Raw genomic sequence first — 16,451 nt, 5'->3', positions numbered from 1 at the left:
ATTCTTTTTTATATTAGCTCATTAACTGCTAAAATGATAATGATTATCATTTTAGCAAAGAAAGTATCTCGAGGTTGTCTGCCGATGAATACCAAGAATCCCCAATTTGATGTTGTTATTGTCGGGGCTGGGGCGGCTGGAATTGGTTGTGGGGTGGTCTTAAAAGATTTAGGAATTGAAAACTTTGTTATTTTAGAACGGCATCAAGTGGGAGCTTCTTTTAGCCGTTGGCCTGAAGAAATGCGCTTCATTACGCCATCGTTTCCCAGTCATGGTTTTGGACTCCTGGATCTCAATTCAGTAGCTTTAAAAACTTCTCCCGCCCTCACATTTGGACAGGAACATCTTTCGGGGAAAGAGTATGCCTTATATTTAGAGACTATTACTGAGTATTTTCAACTTCCCATAAAAACCGAGACGGATGTAGAAACAATTACAGCTTTACGTCAATGCAAAGGGTTTGTTATTCAAACCAATAGAGGTGAGTTGCGATCGCAGTTTGTCATTTGGGCAGCAGGAGAATTTCAATATCCTCGTTTAAATCCCTTTCTCGGTGCAAATTTATGTATTCATAATTCTCAAGTCCGTTCTTGGTCTGATCTTGAAGGAGATGAATTTGTGGTGATCGGGGGCTATGAAAGCGGTGTCGATGCAGCGTCAAATTTGGCAGCATTAGGGAAAAAAGTCAAGTTATTAGACCGCAATAGTAGCTGGGCAAACTTAGACCCAGACCCTAGTATTTCCTTATCTCCCTATAGCCTAAAACGTCTTGAAATAGCTTATTCTCTAGGTCGAGTCGAGCTAATTGGGGAAAAACAAATCGAAGAAGTTAAGGCTGTGAAAAATGGATATGTAGTAGAAAGTGAGTATGAAAAGTGGTTTAGTTCTACACCACCCATTCTCTGTACCGGGTTTGATAGCAGTTTAAAACAGATTGCTCCCATGTTTGATTGGTCAAACGGCTATGCAGCACTGACTCAAGAAGATGAGTCTACCCTAACGCCAGGATTATTTGTCGTGGGGCCTTCGGTACGTCACGGCGAGTTAATTTTTTGCTTTATTTACAAATTTCGGCAGCGATTTGCTGTGGTCGTTAATGCGATTGCTCAACGTCTGGACATCGATACGACTCCCTTGCAAGTCTATCGTCGAGAAGGCTTGTTTTTAGATGACCTTTCTTGCTGCGATAACGATTGTGTTTGTTAAAAAAGAAAATGAATATCTTTACACCCTCAAAAATAGAACGAGATTGTGTTGTTGTCATTGGCAAAGAAAATACGGGCAAGTCACAACTAATTGCTTCTCTGACGGGTAAATCTGCATATAGTGACAATTTTCGTGGCTCTACCATAGCTTGCGAAACTTATGACTCTGAAGCCTATACTTTTATTGATACCCCTGGAATTCTTTATCGTTCCGACAGCGTAACCACTAGGCAAGCTTTGAGACAGTTGCAAGAGAATGACACCGTACTATTAGTAGTCAAGGCGACTGACGTAGATCGAGATTTAGCAGATTTATTACCCTTGGTAGCAGATAAACGGGGTATTGTGGTGATTACTTTTTGGGATAAGCTCTCCTCCATAACCAACAATCAACAAGTAGTGCGAGAGTGGAGTAAAAATTCTAACCTGAGCATTGTAACGGTAGATGCTCGTTACCTGACAGCAGAACAACAAAACTTGATTGTAGATGCTCTACAACAACCTCATACTTTTTCCATAAAATGGATTCCTCAAAGGGCTGGCTGGCACATTCAACCGCAACCGACACTGCTAGAACATCCGAACCTGGGCTGGTTAGTCGCGATCGCCCTATTACTGATTCCTGCCATAATTGCTGTTTGGGGGGCTAACTCCTTTGCAACTTTAGTAGACCCCGTAATGCAAGCTGCCGTCGCTTATTTAATTGAACCATTATCACAACTCCCCATCGGGTTAAGAGAAATACTGATAGGGCAATATGGACTGGTAACGATGGGGCCGTTGCTGTTTATTTGGGCAATGCCGACGGTGGTTCTTTATGCTTTATTTTTGGGCGCATATAAAGCGAGTGGTTTGGTAGAAAGGATTACGATTACTCTTGATCCTTTACTGCGTAAGTTCGGGTTATCAGGAAGGGATTTAGTGCGGGTAATTATGGGGTTTGGCTGTAATGTTCCTGCGGTAATTAACACTCGTGGCTGTTCTAGTTGTTCTAGAGGAACTTGTATTTCGGCGATCGCTTTTGGTTCAGCTTGTTCTTATCAGTTTGGCGCAACTTTAGGGGTGTTTAGTGCTGCTAAGTTAACTTATTTGGTAATTCCTTACTTACTTTACCTAAGCACAACGACTTTAATATATACTCGCATCATTTCTTCTTCTACAGCCAAATCGACTCAAAATTCTCTGGTAATTGAAGGAAGAGCCTTTTTAGAATTTCCCCGTTGGTCTGCAATTTGGCGCGAAGCTAAGTCAACGATTCAGCAATTTTTGTTCAATGCGATTCCCATCTTTTTAATGATTACGATTATTGCTTCTGTCTTGAATTGGTTAGGCGTGATTGCCACTTTAGCCAATATTATCAATCCTTTAATGGGATGGTTTAATCTACCCCCTGAAGCGTCATTGCCTATTGTTTTAGCTTCTATTCGTAAAGACGGATTACTGCTGTTTGCCGAACCGGAAACCTTGGCTATGTTGACCCCATTACAAGTTTTGACTGGGGTTTATCTAGCAGGAGTATTGCTGCCTTGTTTAGTTACTCTGTTAACCATTATGCAGGAAAAGTCTTATCGATTTTCCTTATTGCTGCTAGGTAAACAGGCGATCGCTGCGATCATTTTTTCTTTATTACTCGCCTGGGGTGGACTGTTAATTAGCTAAAGATCATTCCTTTTACTATGATAATGATTATCAAAATTGAACAGTTGAACTAAGATGAATCCCCTATTTACTGCCAGAACTTCAGTCGAACAAGTAGAAGAAGGTTTGTTCCTTGCTCCCAAATTCGACTGCAATGGTTTGATTCCAGTCGTTACCACCGATTTCAACACGGGTGAAGTGCTGATGCACGCTTATATGAACGAAGAAGCCTTAGTTAAAACCATTGAAACGGGAGAAGCTCACTATTACAGTCGCAGTCGTCAGCAACTATGGCATAAAGGTCAATCCAGTGGACTGGTGCAAAAAGTAGCACAGTTAACCATTGATGATGACCAAGATTGTCTTTGGATGCAGGTTATCATAGCTGGTTCGGGGGCTAGTTGTCACGTGGGTTATCGTTCTTGTTTTTATCGCCGTATTCCTACAGGAAAAAGTGCTGTTTCTTCCCAACAACCACTACAATTGACTTTTACTGAAACCGAGAAAACATTTGATCCCAAAGCGGTTTATGGTGATACCCCTAACCCGACACAATTGTAAATAAATACAAAGTATTTTTATGTTATGTTTACTGTAAGAATAATAATCATTCTCAAAACAATGGTATGATTGCACAGGATATGCAGATACAAACAAGTTTCAGAAACCTTCACCGCCTAGTTACGGGAGAATGAATTATGGAAATTAGAACTGCCCGAATGTTCATAGTTCCACTGTTTTGCGGAATGACCTCGGTCGTTTGCTTTGATGCTAAGGCATACGCTGGTGTCCTCTATTCGACGAGCTATGAAGCACCAGACTACTCAGTGGGTGCGCTCAGCGGGCAAGAAGGTTGGCTTAACAGTTTTGATATTGATCCTGTGGTCACGTCGGGTTTCGCACGCACTGGTTCCCAATCGCTGGAAGTACGTCAAGCTGTAGGTGAAAACCCCTTTGGCCTGACATTTCGAGCCGGGCCTTATTCGACATCTGCTCCAATGGTGTCAGTGAAGCACTCAATTTATCTCGACGGGACGGACGGATGGGCTTCCCCTTCCACATTCCTTTCACCAATGGCCTTAATTGGTGAGAATGGCTTCGTTTCACAACTCGCCGTCCGCGATGGTAATCGCGTAGAATTTGGGGGCGGAGTGGCGGATATTGAGACCGACAGGTGGATTGACCTTAAGTTGGTTCTGGATTTCCAAACACAAACCTCGAATGCTTTCGTAGACGGCTCCTTCATCGGTTCCGAAACTTTTGATAATCCTGCTACGGAGCTAGTACAAGTTGAGATTTTTCACATTTTCGATAACACAACATTTAACTCGCCGGGTCTATCGAGTTCCTTTTTTGTTGACGACCTTTCGATCAAGATCAACTCCGTACCAGAACCTGGAACTATTCTTGGTCTTTTCGCCATTGGTGGGTTAGGATTTGCGACTAAACTCAAAAAGCAAGCCTAATCTGTTGAGGTCGCTTCCCTCGATATCCTTGATCAGCTAAAACCTTATTAATAGGACGAATTAATTCAATACTATGACTCGTCTAAACTTCAACCTGTCCGATGCTCTGCCATCCTTACCTAAAAGTGGAATGCCAGTCACTATAATTACTGGTTTCTTAGGGAGTGGCAAAACCACTTTACTCAATCAAATTTTACAGAATAAAGATAAGCTGAAAATAGCAGTATTAGTCAATGAGTTTGGTGACATTAATATTGATGAGAAACTTTTAATTTCAGTCGATTCAGATATGATAGACTTAGGGAATGGTTGTATTTGTTGCACCATTAATGATGGTTTTGTTAATACGGTCTATCAAGTGTTAGAAAGAGAAGAAAAAGTAGATTATTTAGTTGTTGAAACAACAGGATTAGCAGATCCCTTACCGATTATCTTGACTTTTCTTAGTACAGAATTAAAATTTTTAACTCGTCTTGATTCTATTATTACCGTTGTGGATGCAGCCGCTTTTGATGCTGAACATTTTGATAGTGATGCTGCTCTAAGCCAAATTAGATACGGTGATCTGGTTCTTTTAAATAAAATTGATTTAGCAACTAAAAATAAAATTAGCGAATTAAAAGCATTTATTGAAGATACTAAACCAGGATTTAGAATTTTAGAGAGTGAATATGGACAAGTTCCTTTGCCTTTAATTTTAGACATTGGTTTAACTCAAACAGATAATTATCAAACTGATATTTCCGAGTTTCGACGTAACAAATCGGCTTTTAACAATCATTTAGAAACTGATGGCTTTAACTTTGTTTCTTTTGAAAGCGATCTCCCTTTTCAACTTGAAAAACTTGAACATTTTTTATCTGAACAATTATCCAGTAATGTATTTCGTGCTAAGGGGATACTTTGGTTTCAAGAAAGTCCCTCTCGCCATATTTTTCAACTGAGTGGACCTCGCTACGATCTCCAAGCTGATGATTGGACAACTCAGCCAAAAAACGAACTTGTATTCATCGGGCGTAATTTGGATAAATCTTTAATTAAACAACAGCTTAAAGATTGTTTAGTTGATTTAGTCATTAACAAGGAATTTAGTCTCCCCAATTTACCCTCGTGAACCTCATGGATTTATTTTATCGAACTCATTTAAAAGCAGATCCAGCAAAAGTAAAACAAGTAAAAATCTGGATATCTGAAATCTTAAAGATAGACGAAGAAATAGCAATTTCTTTAAATCAATTAACCTGTCATGAAGAAGATTGTCCGCCCATTGAAACAGCGATTGTAATCATGGAAAAACCGACAAAACAATACAAAATTCATAAATCGATTAATGAAATAGATAGAGCAGATATCGAACAATTGATTAAACAATAAATAGTCAAATATCAAACTGTAATTAAGATGAGCAAACACACGATATTTATCTGTCGTTCCTGCGCCTTTTCTTCTCAACAAAAAGATTATTTAGGACAAAGAGGCGGTAAGCATTTATTAACTCAATTAAAAGAATTACAAGCAACCTGGCAATATAAAGATCAATTTATCATCCAAGAAGTGAGTTGTTTGAGTGCTTGTAATCGCCCCTGTACTGTGGCTTTTGCTGCACCCCATAAAACGACTCTGATGTTCGGTGATTTGCCACCGATGACCAGTCCCTCTTCTATATTGCAATTTGCCGAACAATACTTTACTAGCAAAGATGGACTCATAAAACGTCAAGACCGTCCAGAAATCTTACAAAAAGGCATTTTAGCCCGTATTCCGCCTTTACCCCTTTAAAGATAATAAAATCGATGACTTTAAAAATTTACAATACCCAAACCCGTCGCCTCGAACCCTTTATAACGCTTCTCCCAGGTCGAGTAACGATGTATTGCTGTGGCGTAACTGTCTACGATTATTGCCATTTAGGTCATGCCCGTTCCTATATTATCTGGGATATGGTACGTCGCTATCTGCAATGGCGGGGATATGAAGTGACCTACGTGCAGAATTTTACCGATATCGATGATAAGATTCTCCGTCGCGCCCAACAGGAAGGGGTATCGATGGTGGATATTTCTGAACGTTTTATCGAAGCTTATTTTACAGATATTCGTCCCTTAAATGTTATGGATGCCGATGAATATCCCCGCGTCACCGATAATATTTCTGGAATTCAACAATTAATTCAGGTATTGCTGGAAAAAAACTATGCTTACGCCGTCGATGGAGATGTTTACTTTCATGTAGAAGCTTTTGGCGAATATGGCAAACTCTCTGGACGTAGTCAGTCAATGATGCAAGCGGGGGCTAGTGGTAGAGTAGCAATGAGCGATCCTGCAAATAGCCATAAAAAACATCCTTCAGATTTTGCCCTCTGGAAAAGTGCAAAACCAGAAGAACCGGCTTGGAATTCTCCTTGGGGTGAGGGTCGTCCTGGTTGGCATATTGAATGTTCTGCTATGGTGAGGGGATTGTTAGGAGAAACCATCGATATTCATGGTGGTGGGGGGGATTTGGTGTTTCCCCATCATGAGAATGAAATTGCCCAGTCAGAAGCAGCCAATGGTAAGCCCCTGGCTAAATACTGGGTGCATAATGGCATGGTAACGGTGAATGGGGAAAAAATGTCTAAGTCTTTGGGGAACTTTACAACAATTCGCGAGTTATTAAATCGTCCCCTCGATCCAATGGTAATTAGATTGTTTGTTTTACAGGCACATTACCGCAAGCCTTTAGATTTTACTGAAGAGGCCATTAGTTCAGCAACCAATGGTTGGCAGACTTTACAGCAAGGTTTACGCTTTGGGGAAAAATATGGCAATAGATTGGGTTGGCAGAAAAACCAAGAACTCGATTCTGCTGTAATAGAACAATTTAATGCAGCAATGGATGATGATTTTAACTCTCCTGGGGGATTGGCAGTTTTGTTTGAACTCGCTAAAAATCTCCGTCGGGAAGGAAATCTGTTAACCCATGAAGGTAAAACCCCTACTGATTCGGACAATTTACAACGACAATGGCAAACTTTAGTTCATTTAGCAGGGATTTTAGGATTAGAAGCTAAACCGAAAGCCAATTTAGAGGATACCCAGAACTTCGATGAGGCAAAAATTACCAGACTGATTCAACAACGGAATGCAGCCAGAAAAGTCAAAGATTATGCCCAAAGCGATCGCATTAGGGAACAATTACAACAAAAGGGAATTACTCTAATCGATCACCCTAATGGGGAAACCAGCATGGTTTATAGCTCATAGCAGTTTCTCGTCCAACGATTAAAGCTTTAGATTTTTTTTACAATCATAGTTCAAACAACCATAATTTTTATGTCTAAAATGAGAATGATTATTATTCTTATTTTTTTGTAGGAGAAGAGAAGATGTTCGATTTTCAGCAAAGTATTACGGTATCAGTCTTTGGAGCTTTGACAAGTCTAGTTTTTTTGGCAGAAAGTCCAGCCCAAGCTGTCACCTTCAAACTTTCATGGACTGGGCAAATCCTTGGTTATCAAGCTGAGGGTTCATTTAGCTATGATGAGACCAAAGATTATGAGAATGGCATTGTTAGAAAGGATGACCTTGAATCCTTTGACATTGCCTTTTTTGACCCAGAGGGCAATCTCATCAAAGAATTTATCGATAATCATTTGACCTATCCCGACTTTAATTTCAATTTCGACACAACAACGAGAACAATTTTACAGGATGGTTCTTTTGACGAACCTAATGGTATTGATATTGGGGAGTTTACGTTAACTGACGAAGACGAAGCTGAGGGGTTAAATTTTTGGTCGGCTGCACCCATCGGGTCAGACGGTGTTGCGATTCCTCACGTTCATTTAACCGACCGAGGCAATGATTTTCCCGATTTAGAAATTGGTTTTCGTAGTCATTTAGATGTGGCATTCTTTACCCGAACCACTGCCGAATTATTAGATGACCCAACAGCAGGGGATGAATTCGGACAACGAATGATTGCCAGTCAAGTACCTGAACCGACAAGTCTTTTAGGACTAGGATTGGTTTCACTGGTGGGACTAGGAAAATGTAAAGGTTTAATTAGAAGAGGTTAAACAGTGATCAATCAGATTTTTAGCAAACGGACAGTCAATGATTGTGTCCTCATGGCGTTCGGATTACTTTTGTCGGTCGGTCAAGCTCAAGCTGTCACAATTTATGCTTCAGGACAGCGTTTCATTCCTGCGGTACCTGGTGAGCATGATGATATTCGGGAAAACTTTATCTAGGCTTTGCTGAAAAAGTCACTCAAAAATTTATGCGGCCAAAAGCCAGTAATTTGCCTCTAAATTAATAACTTTAACTGCTATAAAAGAATTTAAAAAATCAGTTTTTGTTATCATTTTTTGCTTGTTTAGTTCAAGTGTTTTACTGGTAACAGAAAATGACAAAAGAAGTAATAATAACTGCCGAAGAAGTTGAGAAAGGTTGATTACTAAAAATGTAATAGCAATAGCAGTTTCTGATGTTTCTTTAAGCTTAGTTTTAACCAAATCTAGACTAAATTTTCTCTTCGCTTGTCCAAACTTTCCTTCAATTCTATTGCGAAATCCCTCATCTATTTTGGTTTGCCTTTTTTCTTCTTGACTGATATTCTTAGGGGGTCTTCCTAGTCCGATTCCACTTAATCTAATTCCTCTTTGCTTACACCAATCTTTATTAGCTTTACTTCGATAAATTCTATCTGCATGAACTGAGGATGGATAGCAACCATAAGTCTGTTTAAACTTTTCTACTTGTCCTTGTAAGTCTCCAGATTCATTAAAATTTTCCCAACTTATTCTATCTAAAAATATATAGTTATCTACATAACTTACTGAAAGTTTAGCTCCAAACTCTGTGGGTTTCCCTGCTTTTCCTCTCACGATAGGTCGAATATGCGGTTGATTTATACTGACAATTCTTTGGGAAACACTTTGAGTTTCTTTTTCCCACATCTGTTGTTGCTGTTCATAAACTTTTTTGACAACTTCTAGAAGATTTCTTTGTCTTTTATTTAGGCTATCTAGGGTAGCCCCCTCTAAGATAAGTTTCTCTATACTGACTAGATTCTTTTTAATATACTTAAGTTGTTTTCTAATCGCTTCTCTTCCCTCTTTTTTAGTAGAACGACGCTTTTTCGCTATTCTTAAATACTCAATTCTTGCTATATTTCGATACGTTCTTGGTTTTTTCTTGAGTCTTCTTTTTATGGATTTATAAAGACTGTCTATTATCTGTTCTGTAGCTTTTCTTCCTTGATTTAATATTTCTAAATCTGTCGGATATTTGATATCACCAGGGGCGCAGGTGGCATCTAATATCAGTTTACCTTTATTTTCCCTCTCTCCTATTTCTTCAGAGTCTGAGCTTGACTTTTCTTCTTTTTGTTCTGTCTTCTCTCTTCCCGTTTTGACCATCTCTTCATTAATTTTATTCACCATTTCTACATTTATCCTCTGTCTAAAATGCACCATCATTGAGGCTTCAAAGGGAGCTTCAAATGTATAGGCTTCTAATCCTATAAAGTATTGTAGATACGGATTTTCTCTTATTTGTTCTACTGTTTCCCTATCGCTTATTCCTAACTGTTCTTTGATTATTAACGCTCCTAATGCCATCCTAAATGGCTTAGCTGGCGCACCTTTTTCTATTTTAAACTGTTTTGCATATTCTTCTTCAAACTCATCCCAAGGTATCAACTCGGCCATGATCACCCAACGATTTTCTAATGATAACTTTGTTCCTGGTAGTAGTTCAAATTTTTCTGGGGTGATTGGCGAGTGCTGTTTCTTACGGTACATTTGTTTTAGTCAACCAGGTGCAAGGGACTTTTACCAATTTTAGAGCTTTTCGGGCAACTTTGGCGGCTTTTTTGTTGCACTTTTCGGGAGATAGATTAGTCTGTAACCTTGATGGATTAACTGTTCTATCCTTTATAAGCAAACTCTATCTATGCCATTGACTCTAATACAGGGATCGCTACCCCGGTATCCCCTGAAACAACCGGTCTTCCTTCAGCCCTTGCCGGAACGCTGGATCAACGGTTGCTTGGTTTTGCGTCCGGAGGACAATTGGTAGAAATCGATCCGCTAACAGCCAATTTAACCCCGATTGGTAATGCAAATGGACTCACTAGCACCGGTTTTGACATTCTCGACGATCAGCGTGGATTTCTTATTCCTTTTGATAGCAACTTCAACACACAGCAAATTTATGCCCTTGATTTAGCCAGGGGGATGGCAACTCCTAAAGGAAGTACGACAGAGGTTGGAGATGCGATCGATGAAACGCGAGGAACGGCACTAGGAACAGCAGAACCTTTCCTTATTAGCCTTGGTTCGGTTGAAAATCAACTGTACGGTCTCGAGCTCGATACCGATAGCTTAATTCACTTTAATCCTGATACGGGAGAGGCGGGCGTTATCGGTTCGGTAGGAACGGTAACTTCTGGCGATCGCTCTATCTATAGTGGATTTGCGGCACTGACTGGGGTGGATACGAATCAAGATGGGTCTTTTGATGCGTTATTTGGCAATGTTAATTTTATTGACTCGGATAATGATCCTGGTACCCCTTCTGAGCGATTGGGAGGAATTGCTCAATATAATCTCACCGATGGTACTTGGGAATTAGTAGGAACGAATCCGGGAGTCATTTTCTTTGGTTTTGCCAGTTCACCTACATCTGTTCCTGAACCAGGGGTTTTATTTGGCATTATCACAGTGAGTCTTTTTGGGATTTGGACAAAAAGAAACGCCCAAGAGTAGCCATTGTTTTGAGCAATATTTTTTTTGTTCGTAGAGAAATTTACGACTCAGCTTTTTATTTCTAGCTATCTGACTAACTTTAGATTTAGACATCAAGATACTATAACTGAATGCCGCTAAGTTATTCGGCGATCGCTGATCCAAGGCGGATTTCAAGCGAATTTCATTTTAGCCCGAAGAACTGACCGAGGTTCTTGCATTAATGGGTAGGCTTTCGGACGGCGTTTTCGCACTCTTGGTTCAACTCTGCCAACTCTCCTCTTTTCATAACTATCAGCTATCTTTTTCAACATTGTTTTATAGATTTTCTTGACTCCTTTTCTGGGTTTATAAACCCATTTAGTGCTAAAATTATTTAGGTGTTGTCTAGTAGCTTGTAAAGACAGACGGATAGGTTTATGGTTAAAAATATCCCCTGCATCGTACATAATTGACCTTAAGAAATTATAAGCTAATAAATAAACGTAAATTTCTTTTCGTACCATTTCTGGAGTTTGACAAGTCAAAATATCCATGCCCAAGGTTGTCTTAATATTTCTCAAGTTAACCTCAGCTTGCCACCTTTGATCATAAAGGTCTAAAATATCACTCGATGGATATTCAATTGCATCTATTAAAGTTGTTACGACAATAATTTCTTTGGTTCTAAAACCTGGAATACAAATGTAGCAATGAACTTCTCTTAATACTAAATCTTTGGGGAGAGAATAAAAATCTTCTTTTGATATATCTTTAGGTTTACGCTTTGGCTTTTCCCACAATATTAAGCGATCATGTGGACACTTTCTTGTTTTCTTTTTCTTTTTAAAAGGAGGACTTACTGTATATTTTGGTCTTTTCTTCCCTTTTTGTAAGCGTCCTTGGTGTAATCTCATAACACTATCTATTCCTTTCTTTTTCCAGGAATAAATGTCTATATAACTACAAAAAGCCCTATCGCCTAAAAGAATATCACCTGCGTCTAAATAATCAGTTAACTTTCTAGCTAATTTGATGTCATGAGTCTTAAAAATATCAATGACTATCCCCACAACTGACCCAGTAGCGTAACTAAATAATACCCCAATTTTTGCCAAAGGGAAACCACAACCTTTTTTCTGAGAACCATGCTGTGGGTAGGCTTCTTGGTTTTTCAACGAGTCAGGCATTGACACAGTGGAGCCATCAATACTTTTCACACAACGACCATGCCATAAATGTTTTTTGTCGACTTTTTCCTCATTACCTTTAGCACTAATTTCTAACAGCTTTTTTAATAATTCTTCCGGTAATTTTTTCCTTGCTTGGCAATAAGCACTTGTGTTTTCTGATGGAGTTTCTATTCCTTCGGATGCCAAATATGAGATAATTCTGCTGACAGCATTTTGGCAACTATGGTCAGGATCTAAGACTTGAGAAAGAAACGACCATATTATCACAATGGGATTATAAATTCTACTTTTATATTTTACTCCCATTTCTTTTAAAATGTCTTCAATTATTTCACTTTTTAATAGCTTTTGAAATGGAAGTCCGATGCCACTTGTAAACTGTTGTATCAAAACTTGGGTTGGGTGAGGACTTATGGCCATAAATCTAGTTAAGGGAAACTTGTCTCAAACCCAGGTATAGCAGAGATTTTCGGCTTTTTCCGTTCGGAGCGATCATAGAATAACTTAGCGGCATTCTACTATAACTATAGTTATAGTATCTTGATGTCTTTTAGGCGAATAAGTCTATACAAAATCACAAATTTCAAGGATAATAAAGAGTAGATGGAATTTTTAATCTAGTCGCCCCATTCCTTCCATGAAAAAATTAATTGATGGACTGCAACAGTTTCAAACGGGTTACTTTAGTTCTCATCGCCAACTATTTGAAGAATTGTCCCACGGACAACATCCCCGTATCCTGTTTATTACCTGTTCTGATTCTCGCGTCGATCCTAACTTAATTACCCAAGCTGAAGTAGGAGAACTCTTTGTTATTCGCAACGCAGGTAATATTATTCCTCCTTTTGGAGCAGCTAACGGTGGGGAAGGAGCAGCCATTGAATATGCTATTGCCGCTCTTGATATTAAGCAGGTAATTGTCTGTGGTCATTCCCATTGTGGTGCCATGAAAGGATTGTTAAACTTGAGTAGTTTGGAAGACACAATGCCCTTGGTTTCTAATTGGTTAAAACACGCAGAAGCCACTCGACAAGTGATGAGAGATAATTATGGTAATTTGGAAGGAGAAGAGCTATTAGAAGTCACCGTTGCTGAAAATGTTTTAACTCAACTCGAAAACTTACAAACCTACCCCATTATTCGATCTCGTTTACATCAAAGAAACTTAACGCTTCACGGTTGGGTTTATCATATTGAAAGTGGTGAAGTGCTAGAATATGATGCAGTTTCTCATGATTTTATTGCCCTTCAAAGTGAAATAAGAACTCCAGAGCCGGAGTACAATTTTCATCCTACCTGTCCCGTTTCTTCCTCTAAAAGTTTCCCCGTTCCCCCTGCTAGTCAATCTAAGGGAAATCATCGCCAGTCCGTACCTATTCAGACTCCCCTTAAAAATGGAGGATTGGCCAGCAGGAATTAGGGTAGTATTAATATACCTAGCTAATGGATAGATAAGTGAGTCGTTCTGAATTTTCAGCGACAGAAACTCCAATTAACGTCACATGATTCTCTAAAGGAATAGAAGCAAAATAGCAACAGAGTTCTTCAGTCGTTCCTCCAGGACATAGAGGACAATCGTTGACAATTATCGGTAAACGTTCTCCCCATTCCTGTAATCGCTGTTCCATCTCGACCATATCTAATCCATACATATCAGAGGGATTACGTTGGGCCCGAAGATGTAACGTAACTTGAAAATCATGCCAATGGTTCTCTGTCCAGATTGGAGGATTATGATGCTTGCGACGTAAGATAGCACGGATTTGATAATCAAAGATTAGGGACTGCTTCATCACTTGTAACTATGGAGATAGAATATTAAACAACATCATTTATCTTTTAGAGCCTTATTTCCGCAATTACCGCATAATACAACCCATTGGGGATCTTTTTTGACAAAATATGTACAATGATAATGATTATTGTTATCATTTTAACTTTCCTAGTTAATAATCAGATCAACAAATGCTAAAAAACAACATGATGTTTATCGACCCACACATCCACATGAGTTCGAGAACCACTGATGACTATCAAGCAATGGCTAAAGCCGGAATCGTGGCAGTTATTGAGCCGGCTTTTTGGTTGGGGCAACCACGTACCAGTGCTGAGACTTATAAAGATTATCTCAGTTCTCTAATTGGTTGGGAGAGATTTCGCGCTAGTCAGTTTGGCATCAAACACTACTGTACTATGGGTTTAAACTCCAAAGAAGCCAACAATGAAGCATTAGCAGAAGGCGTAATGGAAATATTACCCCTTTATGCTTGTAAAGAAGGAGTGGTAGCTATTGGAGAAATTGGTTATGACGATATGACTCCGGCCGAAGATAAATACTTTCGTCTCCAGTTAGAATTAGCCAAAGAATTAGATTTACCGGTGATGATTCATACTCCCCATCGGGATAAAAAATCTGGCACATCTCGCAGTATGGATGTCTGTCTAGAACATGGTTTAGAACCATCGATGGTGATTGTTGACCATAACAACGAGGAAACCGTTAAAGAAGTCTTAGATCGAGGATTTTGGGCAGCTTTTACCCTTTATCCCCACACAAAAATGGGTAATAAAAGAATGGTTGAGGTGGTGCGGAATTATGGTTGCGATCGCATTATTGTCGATAGTAGTGCAGATTGGGGCATAAGTGATCCTTTAGCTGTCCCAAAAACTGCCCAATTAATGCAACAAGAAGGCATTCCCGAAGACCATATTAAAGCTGTTTGCTATCAAAATGCTCTAACGGCTTATGGACAAAGTGGACAAATTAAAGAGAGTGATTGGTTAAATTCCTCCCCCATTGATCAACGTCATCTGCACAGTGGTAACTCTGTACTGAGGGGACAACAACCTGTGGTTGAATCAACTCCAGAATCAGAATTCGTTATTGTTTAAGACAGTCTACGATGAGAGCAAAAAGGGATTTGAGAATAAAAAAACAAGAAATATCTCGACTATCCTCAAGCTCTCACTTTCTTATCTCTAATTTTCAGTCAATCTGGGAATCAACTGAGCTAAATTACAAGGACGATTACGAGAATCCAGTTGCTCTTTGATAATACTCCATGCTGTTTGACAAGCACCGCTAGAACCAGGCAAACAAAAGATATAAGTCCCATTAGCTACGCCAGCCAAACTTCGAGACTGAATGGTAGAGGTTTTAATTTCTTGATAGGAAATCATGCGAAATATCTCACCAAACCCCTCAATTTCTTTGTCTAAGAGTGGTTTAATAGCTTCTGGCGTTCCATCCCGTCCCGTAACTCCTGTCCCACCAGTGGTTAAAATAACTTGAACCGATTCATGTGCAACCCATCTAGATACTACGGCACGAATTTGATAAATGTTATCGGGAACGATAGTTTTTTCTACTAACAAATGACCTGTGGTAGTTAAATTATCCACTAATATTTTTCCCGATTTATCATCTGCTTCTGTTCTTGTGTCAGAAACGGTTAGCACGGCAATTTTTAAGGGGAGTAAAGATTCATTATGGTTCATTTTTGTTGTTTTTAAAATAAGTTTTAAGAGAAATATTTTTCGACTTCTAAAACACTTTTACCAAAACAACTATTGACAATTGTTGTAACCTGATCGCTGTTTAACTTAGACAGAAACTTACTTATCGTTAATTCTAAATATCCTGAATCATGATAGACAAAGAATCTAATTTTATTGTTTTCCCATAGCCAAACTTCAGGAATTTTTAAGTATTGATATTTAGTTAAATCGTCGATACTCCCTGATGTTAGATTTATTTCTACTGCCAAATCTGGCTTATCCTTGTCTATCTCAAAACAGTAAGCCACGTCAGGTTCTTTCCCTTCTTTTCCTTCTTCCTTAAGAGTCGTTTGATTGTAAGAAAACAGTGCCATATTGTTTTTACGACAATACGCCAAAATAATCAACCTAACATAATCACCAATTAATTCATGGTTACGTCCTGGGGACACAATAGTAATAACTCCATTGCGAAATGAAACTCGTTTACTGGGCAAATTTAAACTAATATATTCAGCCCAAGTTGTATTAGTAATTGTGGTGATGCGATCGCTTTTTTGTGTTCCAATAGTTAACATTTTTACTTAGGGGACATCTAAATTTAACAAGAGGTAATTATATCAAATCTTGGCAAGAATTATAATTATCATTGTCAGCTTGGAAATAATAATCTAATAGATTTTCCATAAAGACAATAACATATTTCACTTTGTATAGCCGTTCGCTGAAATCATTACAACTC

17 protein-coding genes are annotated in these 16,451 nt (G+C 39.0%); 12 read left to right on the top strand and 5 right to left on the bottom strand.

The genetic code is table 11. From position 1 onward, the window contains the following. Positions 1–84: 84 nt before the first annotated feature. From CY0110_RS14345 to CY0110_RS14305, 9 genes are all read left to right on the top strand, one after another. A complete protein-coding gene (locus CY0110_RS14345; protein WP_008276177.1) occupies positions 85–1,206 on the top strand; it encodes an NAD(P)/FAD-dependent oxidoreductase in 1,122 nt (373 codons plus the stop codon). Positions 1,207–1,214: 8 nt separating this feature from the next. After that, positions 1,215–2,864, top strand: a complete 1,650-nt coding sequence (locus CY0110_RS14340; RefSeq protein WP_008276176.1) for a nucleoside recognition domain-containing protein — start codon at positions 1,215–1,217, stop codon at positions 2,862–2,864. A 54-nt stretch (positions 2,865–2,918) separates the two neighbouring features. Further along, entirely contained in the window at positions 2,919–3,404 is a 486-nt protein-coding gene (gene hisI / locus CY0110_RS14335) for a phosphoribosyl-AMP cyclohydrolase (RefSeq protein WP_008276175.1), read from the top strand. Between the two features lie 137 nt (positions 3,405–3,541). Further along, a complete protein-coding gene (locus CY0110_RS14330) occupies positions 3,542–4,309 on the top strand; it encodes a PEP-CTERM sorting domain-containing protein (protein WP_008276174.1) in 768 nt (255 codons plus the stop codon). A gap of 73 nt (positions 4,310–4,382) precedes the next feature. Then, positions 4,383–5,423, top strand: coding sequence for a CobW family GTP-binding protein (locus CY0110_RS14325; protein WP_035799465.1), 1,041 nt, complete (start codon positions 4,383–4,385; stop codon positions 5,421–5,423). Between the two features lie 5 nt (positions 5,424–5,428). Then, on the top strand, positions 5,429–5,683 hold the full coding sequence (locus CY0110_RS14320; RefSeq protein WP_008276172.1) for a hypothetical protein: 255 nt from the start codon (positions 5,429–5,431) through the stop codon (positions 5,681–5,683). A 27-nt stretch (positions 5,684–5,710) separates the two neighbouring features. Beyond that, a complete protein-coding gene (locus tag CY0110_RS14315) occupies positions 5,711–6,088 on the top strand; it encodes a DUF1636 family protein (RefSeq protein ID WP_008276171.1) in 378 nt (125 codons plus the stop codon). Between the two features lie 14 nt (positions 6,089–6,102). Further along, positions 6,103–7,551, top strand: a complete 1,449-nt coding sequence (gene cysS / locus CY0110_RS14310; protein WP_008276170.1) for a cysteine--tRNA ligase — start codon at positions 6,103–6,105, stop codon at positions 7,549–7,551. 122 nt (positions 7,552–7,673) lie between these two features. Further along, on the top strand, positions 7,674–8,366 hold the full coding sequence (locus CY0110_RS14305; RefSeq protein ID WP_008276169.1) for a PEP-CTERM sorting domain-containing protein: 693 nt from the start codon (positions 7,674–7,676) through the stop codon (positions 8,364–8,366). A gap of 201 nt (positions 8,367–8,567) precedes the next feature. Here the strand turns inward: CY0110_RS14305 and CY0110_RS14300 are convergent, their stop codons facing one another. Further along, positions 8,568–10,094 carry an IS5-like element ISCysp17 family transposase gene (locus CY0110_RS14300; protein WP_008274984.1) on the bottom strand — a complete coding sequence of 509 codons (1,527 nt, stop codon included), beginning with the start codon at positions 10,092–10,094 and terminating at the stop codon, positions 8,568–8,570. A gap of 243 nt (positions 10,095–10,337) precedes the next feature. On the opposite strand from CY0110_RS14300, the gene CY0110_RS14295 reads away from it, so the two are divergent. After that, the gene (locus tag CY0110_RS14295) at positions 10,338–11,060 is read left to right on the top strand and encodes a PEP-CTERM sorting domain-containing protein (protein ID WP_232285727.1); all 723 of its coding nucleotides are present in this window, start codon (positions 10,338–10,340) and stop codon (positions 11,058–11,060) included. 152 nt (positions 11,061–11,212) lie between these two features. On the opposite strand, the gene CY0110_RS14290 is transcribed toward CY0110_RS14295, so the two are convergent. Then, the gene (locus CY0110_RS14290) at positions 11,213–12,631 is read right to left on the bottom strand and encodes an IS4 family transposase (RefSeq protein ID WP_008276166.1); all 1,419 of its coding nucleotides are present in this window, start codon (positions 12,629–12,631) and stop codon (positions 11,213–11,215) included. Between the two features lie 217 nt (positions 12,632–12,848). Here CY0110_RS14290 and CY0110_RS14285 point away from each other — a divergent pair, with 217 nt between their 5' ends. Further along, on the top strand, positions 12,849–13,631 hold the full coding sequence (locus tag CY0110_RS14285; RefSeq protein WP_008276165.1) for a carbonic anhydrase: 783 nt from the start codon (positions 12,849–12,851) through the stop codon (positions 13,629–13,631). Positions 13,632–13,647: 16 nt separating this feature from the next. Here the strand turns inward: CY0110_RS14285 and CY0110_RS14280 are convergent, their stop codons facing one another. Beyond that, positions 13,648–14,004: a hypothetical protein gene (locus CY0110_RS14280; RefSeq protein WP_008276164.1), complete on the bottom strand. Its 357-nt coding sequence runs from the start codon at positions 14,002–14,004 to the stop codon at positions 13,648–13,650. Positions 14,005–14,176: 172 nt separating this feature from the next. Here CY0110_RS14280 and CY0110_RS14275 point away from each other — a divergent pair, with 172 nt between their 5' ends. After that, positions 14,177–15,103 (top strand): TatD family hydrolase, encoded by a 927-nt coding sequence (locus tag CY0110_RS14275; protein WP_083794080.1) that lies wholly within the window; start codon positions 14,177–14,179, stop codon positions 15,101–15,103. 87 nt (positions 15,104–15,190) lie between these two features. Here CY0110_RS14275 and moaB read toward each other — a convergent pair whose 3' ends face one another. Both moaB and CY0110_RS14265 read right to left on the bottom strand, forming a co-directional pair. After that, positions 15,191–15,709 carry a molybdenum cofactor biosynthesis protein B gene (moaB, locus tag CY0110_RS14270; RefSeq protein ID WP_008276162.1) on the bottom strand — a complete coding sequence of 173 codons (519 nt, stop codon included), beginning with the start codon at positions 15,707–15,709 and terminating at the stop codon, positions 15,191–15,193. A 23-nt stretch (positions 15,710–15,732) separates the two neighbouring features. Further along, positions 15,733–16,287, bottom strand: coding sequence for a Uma2 family endonuclease (locus CY0110_RS14265; RefSeq protein ID WP_008276161.1), 555 nt, complete (start codon positions 16,285–16,287; stop codon positions 15,733–15,735). Positions 16,288–16,451 lie beyond the last annotated feature (164 nt).

The organism is Crocosphaera chwakensis CCY0110, assembly GCF_000169335.1.
GTDB classification, from domain to species: domain Bacteria; phylum Cyanobacteriota; class Cyanobacteriia; order Cyanobacteriales; family Microcystaceae; genus Crocosphaera; species Crocosphaera chwakensis.
Note: the sequence above shows the minus strand (reverse complement) of the source record. Positions and strands in the feature narration are given on the sequence as shown.

Coding starts and splice junctions, on each gene's coding strand:
- CY0110_RS14290 (WP_008276166.1), bottom strand. CDS start 12,631: ATGGCCATAAGTCCTCACCCAACCCAAGTTTTGATACAACAGTTTACA.
- CY0110_RS14300 (WP_008274984.1), bottom strand. CDS start 10,094: ATGTACCGTAAGAAACAGCACTCGCCAATCACCCCAGAAAAATTTGAA.
- CY0110_RS14275 (WP_083794080.1), top strand. CDS start 14,177: ATGCTAAAAAACAACATGATGTTTATCGACCCACACATCCACATGAGT.
- CY0110_RS14340 (WP_008276176.1), top strand. CDS start 1,215: ATGAATATCTTTACACCCTCAAAAATAGAACGAGATTGTGTTGTTGTC.
- cysS (WP_008276170.1), top strand. CDS start 6,103: ATGACTTTAAAAATTTACAATACCCAAACCCGTCGCCTCGAACCCTTT.
- CY0110_RS14345 (WP_008276177.1), top strand. CDS start 85: ATGAATACCAAGAATCCCCAATTTGATGTTGTTATTGTCGGGGCTGGG.
- CY0110_RS14320 (WP_008276172.1), top strand. CDS start 5,429: ATGGATTTATTTTATCGAACTCATTTAAAAGCAGATCCAGCAAAAGTA.
- CY0110_RS14285 (WP_008276165.1), top strand. CDS start 12,849: ATGAAAAAATTAATTGATGGACTGCAACAGTTTCAAACGGGTTACTTT.
- CY0110_RS14265 (WP_008276161.1), bottom strand. CDS start 16,287: ATGTTAACTATTGGAACACAAAAAAGCGATCGCATCACCACAATTACT.
- CY0110_RS14325 (WP_035799465.1), top strand. CDS start 4,383: ATGACTCGTCTAAACTTCAACCTGTCCGATGCTCTGCCATCCTTACCT.
- CY0110_RS14315 (WP_008276171.1), top strand. CDS start 5,711: ATGAGCAAACACACGATATTTATCTGTCGTTCCTGCGCCTTTTCTTCT.
- CY0110_RS14305 (WP_008276169.1), top strand. CDS start 7,674: ATGTTCGATTTTCAGCAAAGTATTACGGTATCAGTCTTTGGAGCTTTG.
- CY0110_RS14330 (WP_008276174.1), top strand. CDS start 3,542: ATGGAAATTAGAACTGCCCGAATGTTCATAGTTCCACTGTTTTGCGGA.
- CY0110_RS14280 (WP_008276164.1), bottom strand. CDS start 14,004: ATGAAGCAGTCCCTAATCTTTGATTATCAAATCCGTGCTATCTTACGT.
- moaB (WP_008276162.1), bottom strand. CDS start 15,709: ATGAACCATAATGAATCTTTACTCCCCTTAAAAATTGCCGTGCTAACC.
- hisI (WP_008276175.1), top strand. CDS start 2,919: ATGAATCCCCTATTTACTGCCAGAACTTCAGTCGAACAAGTAGAAGAA.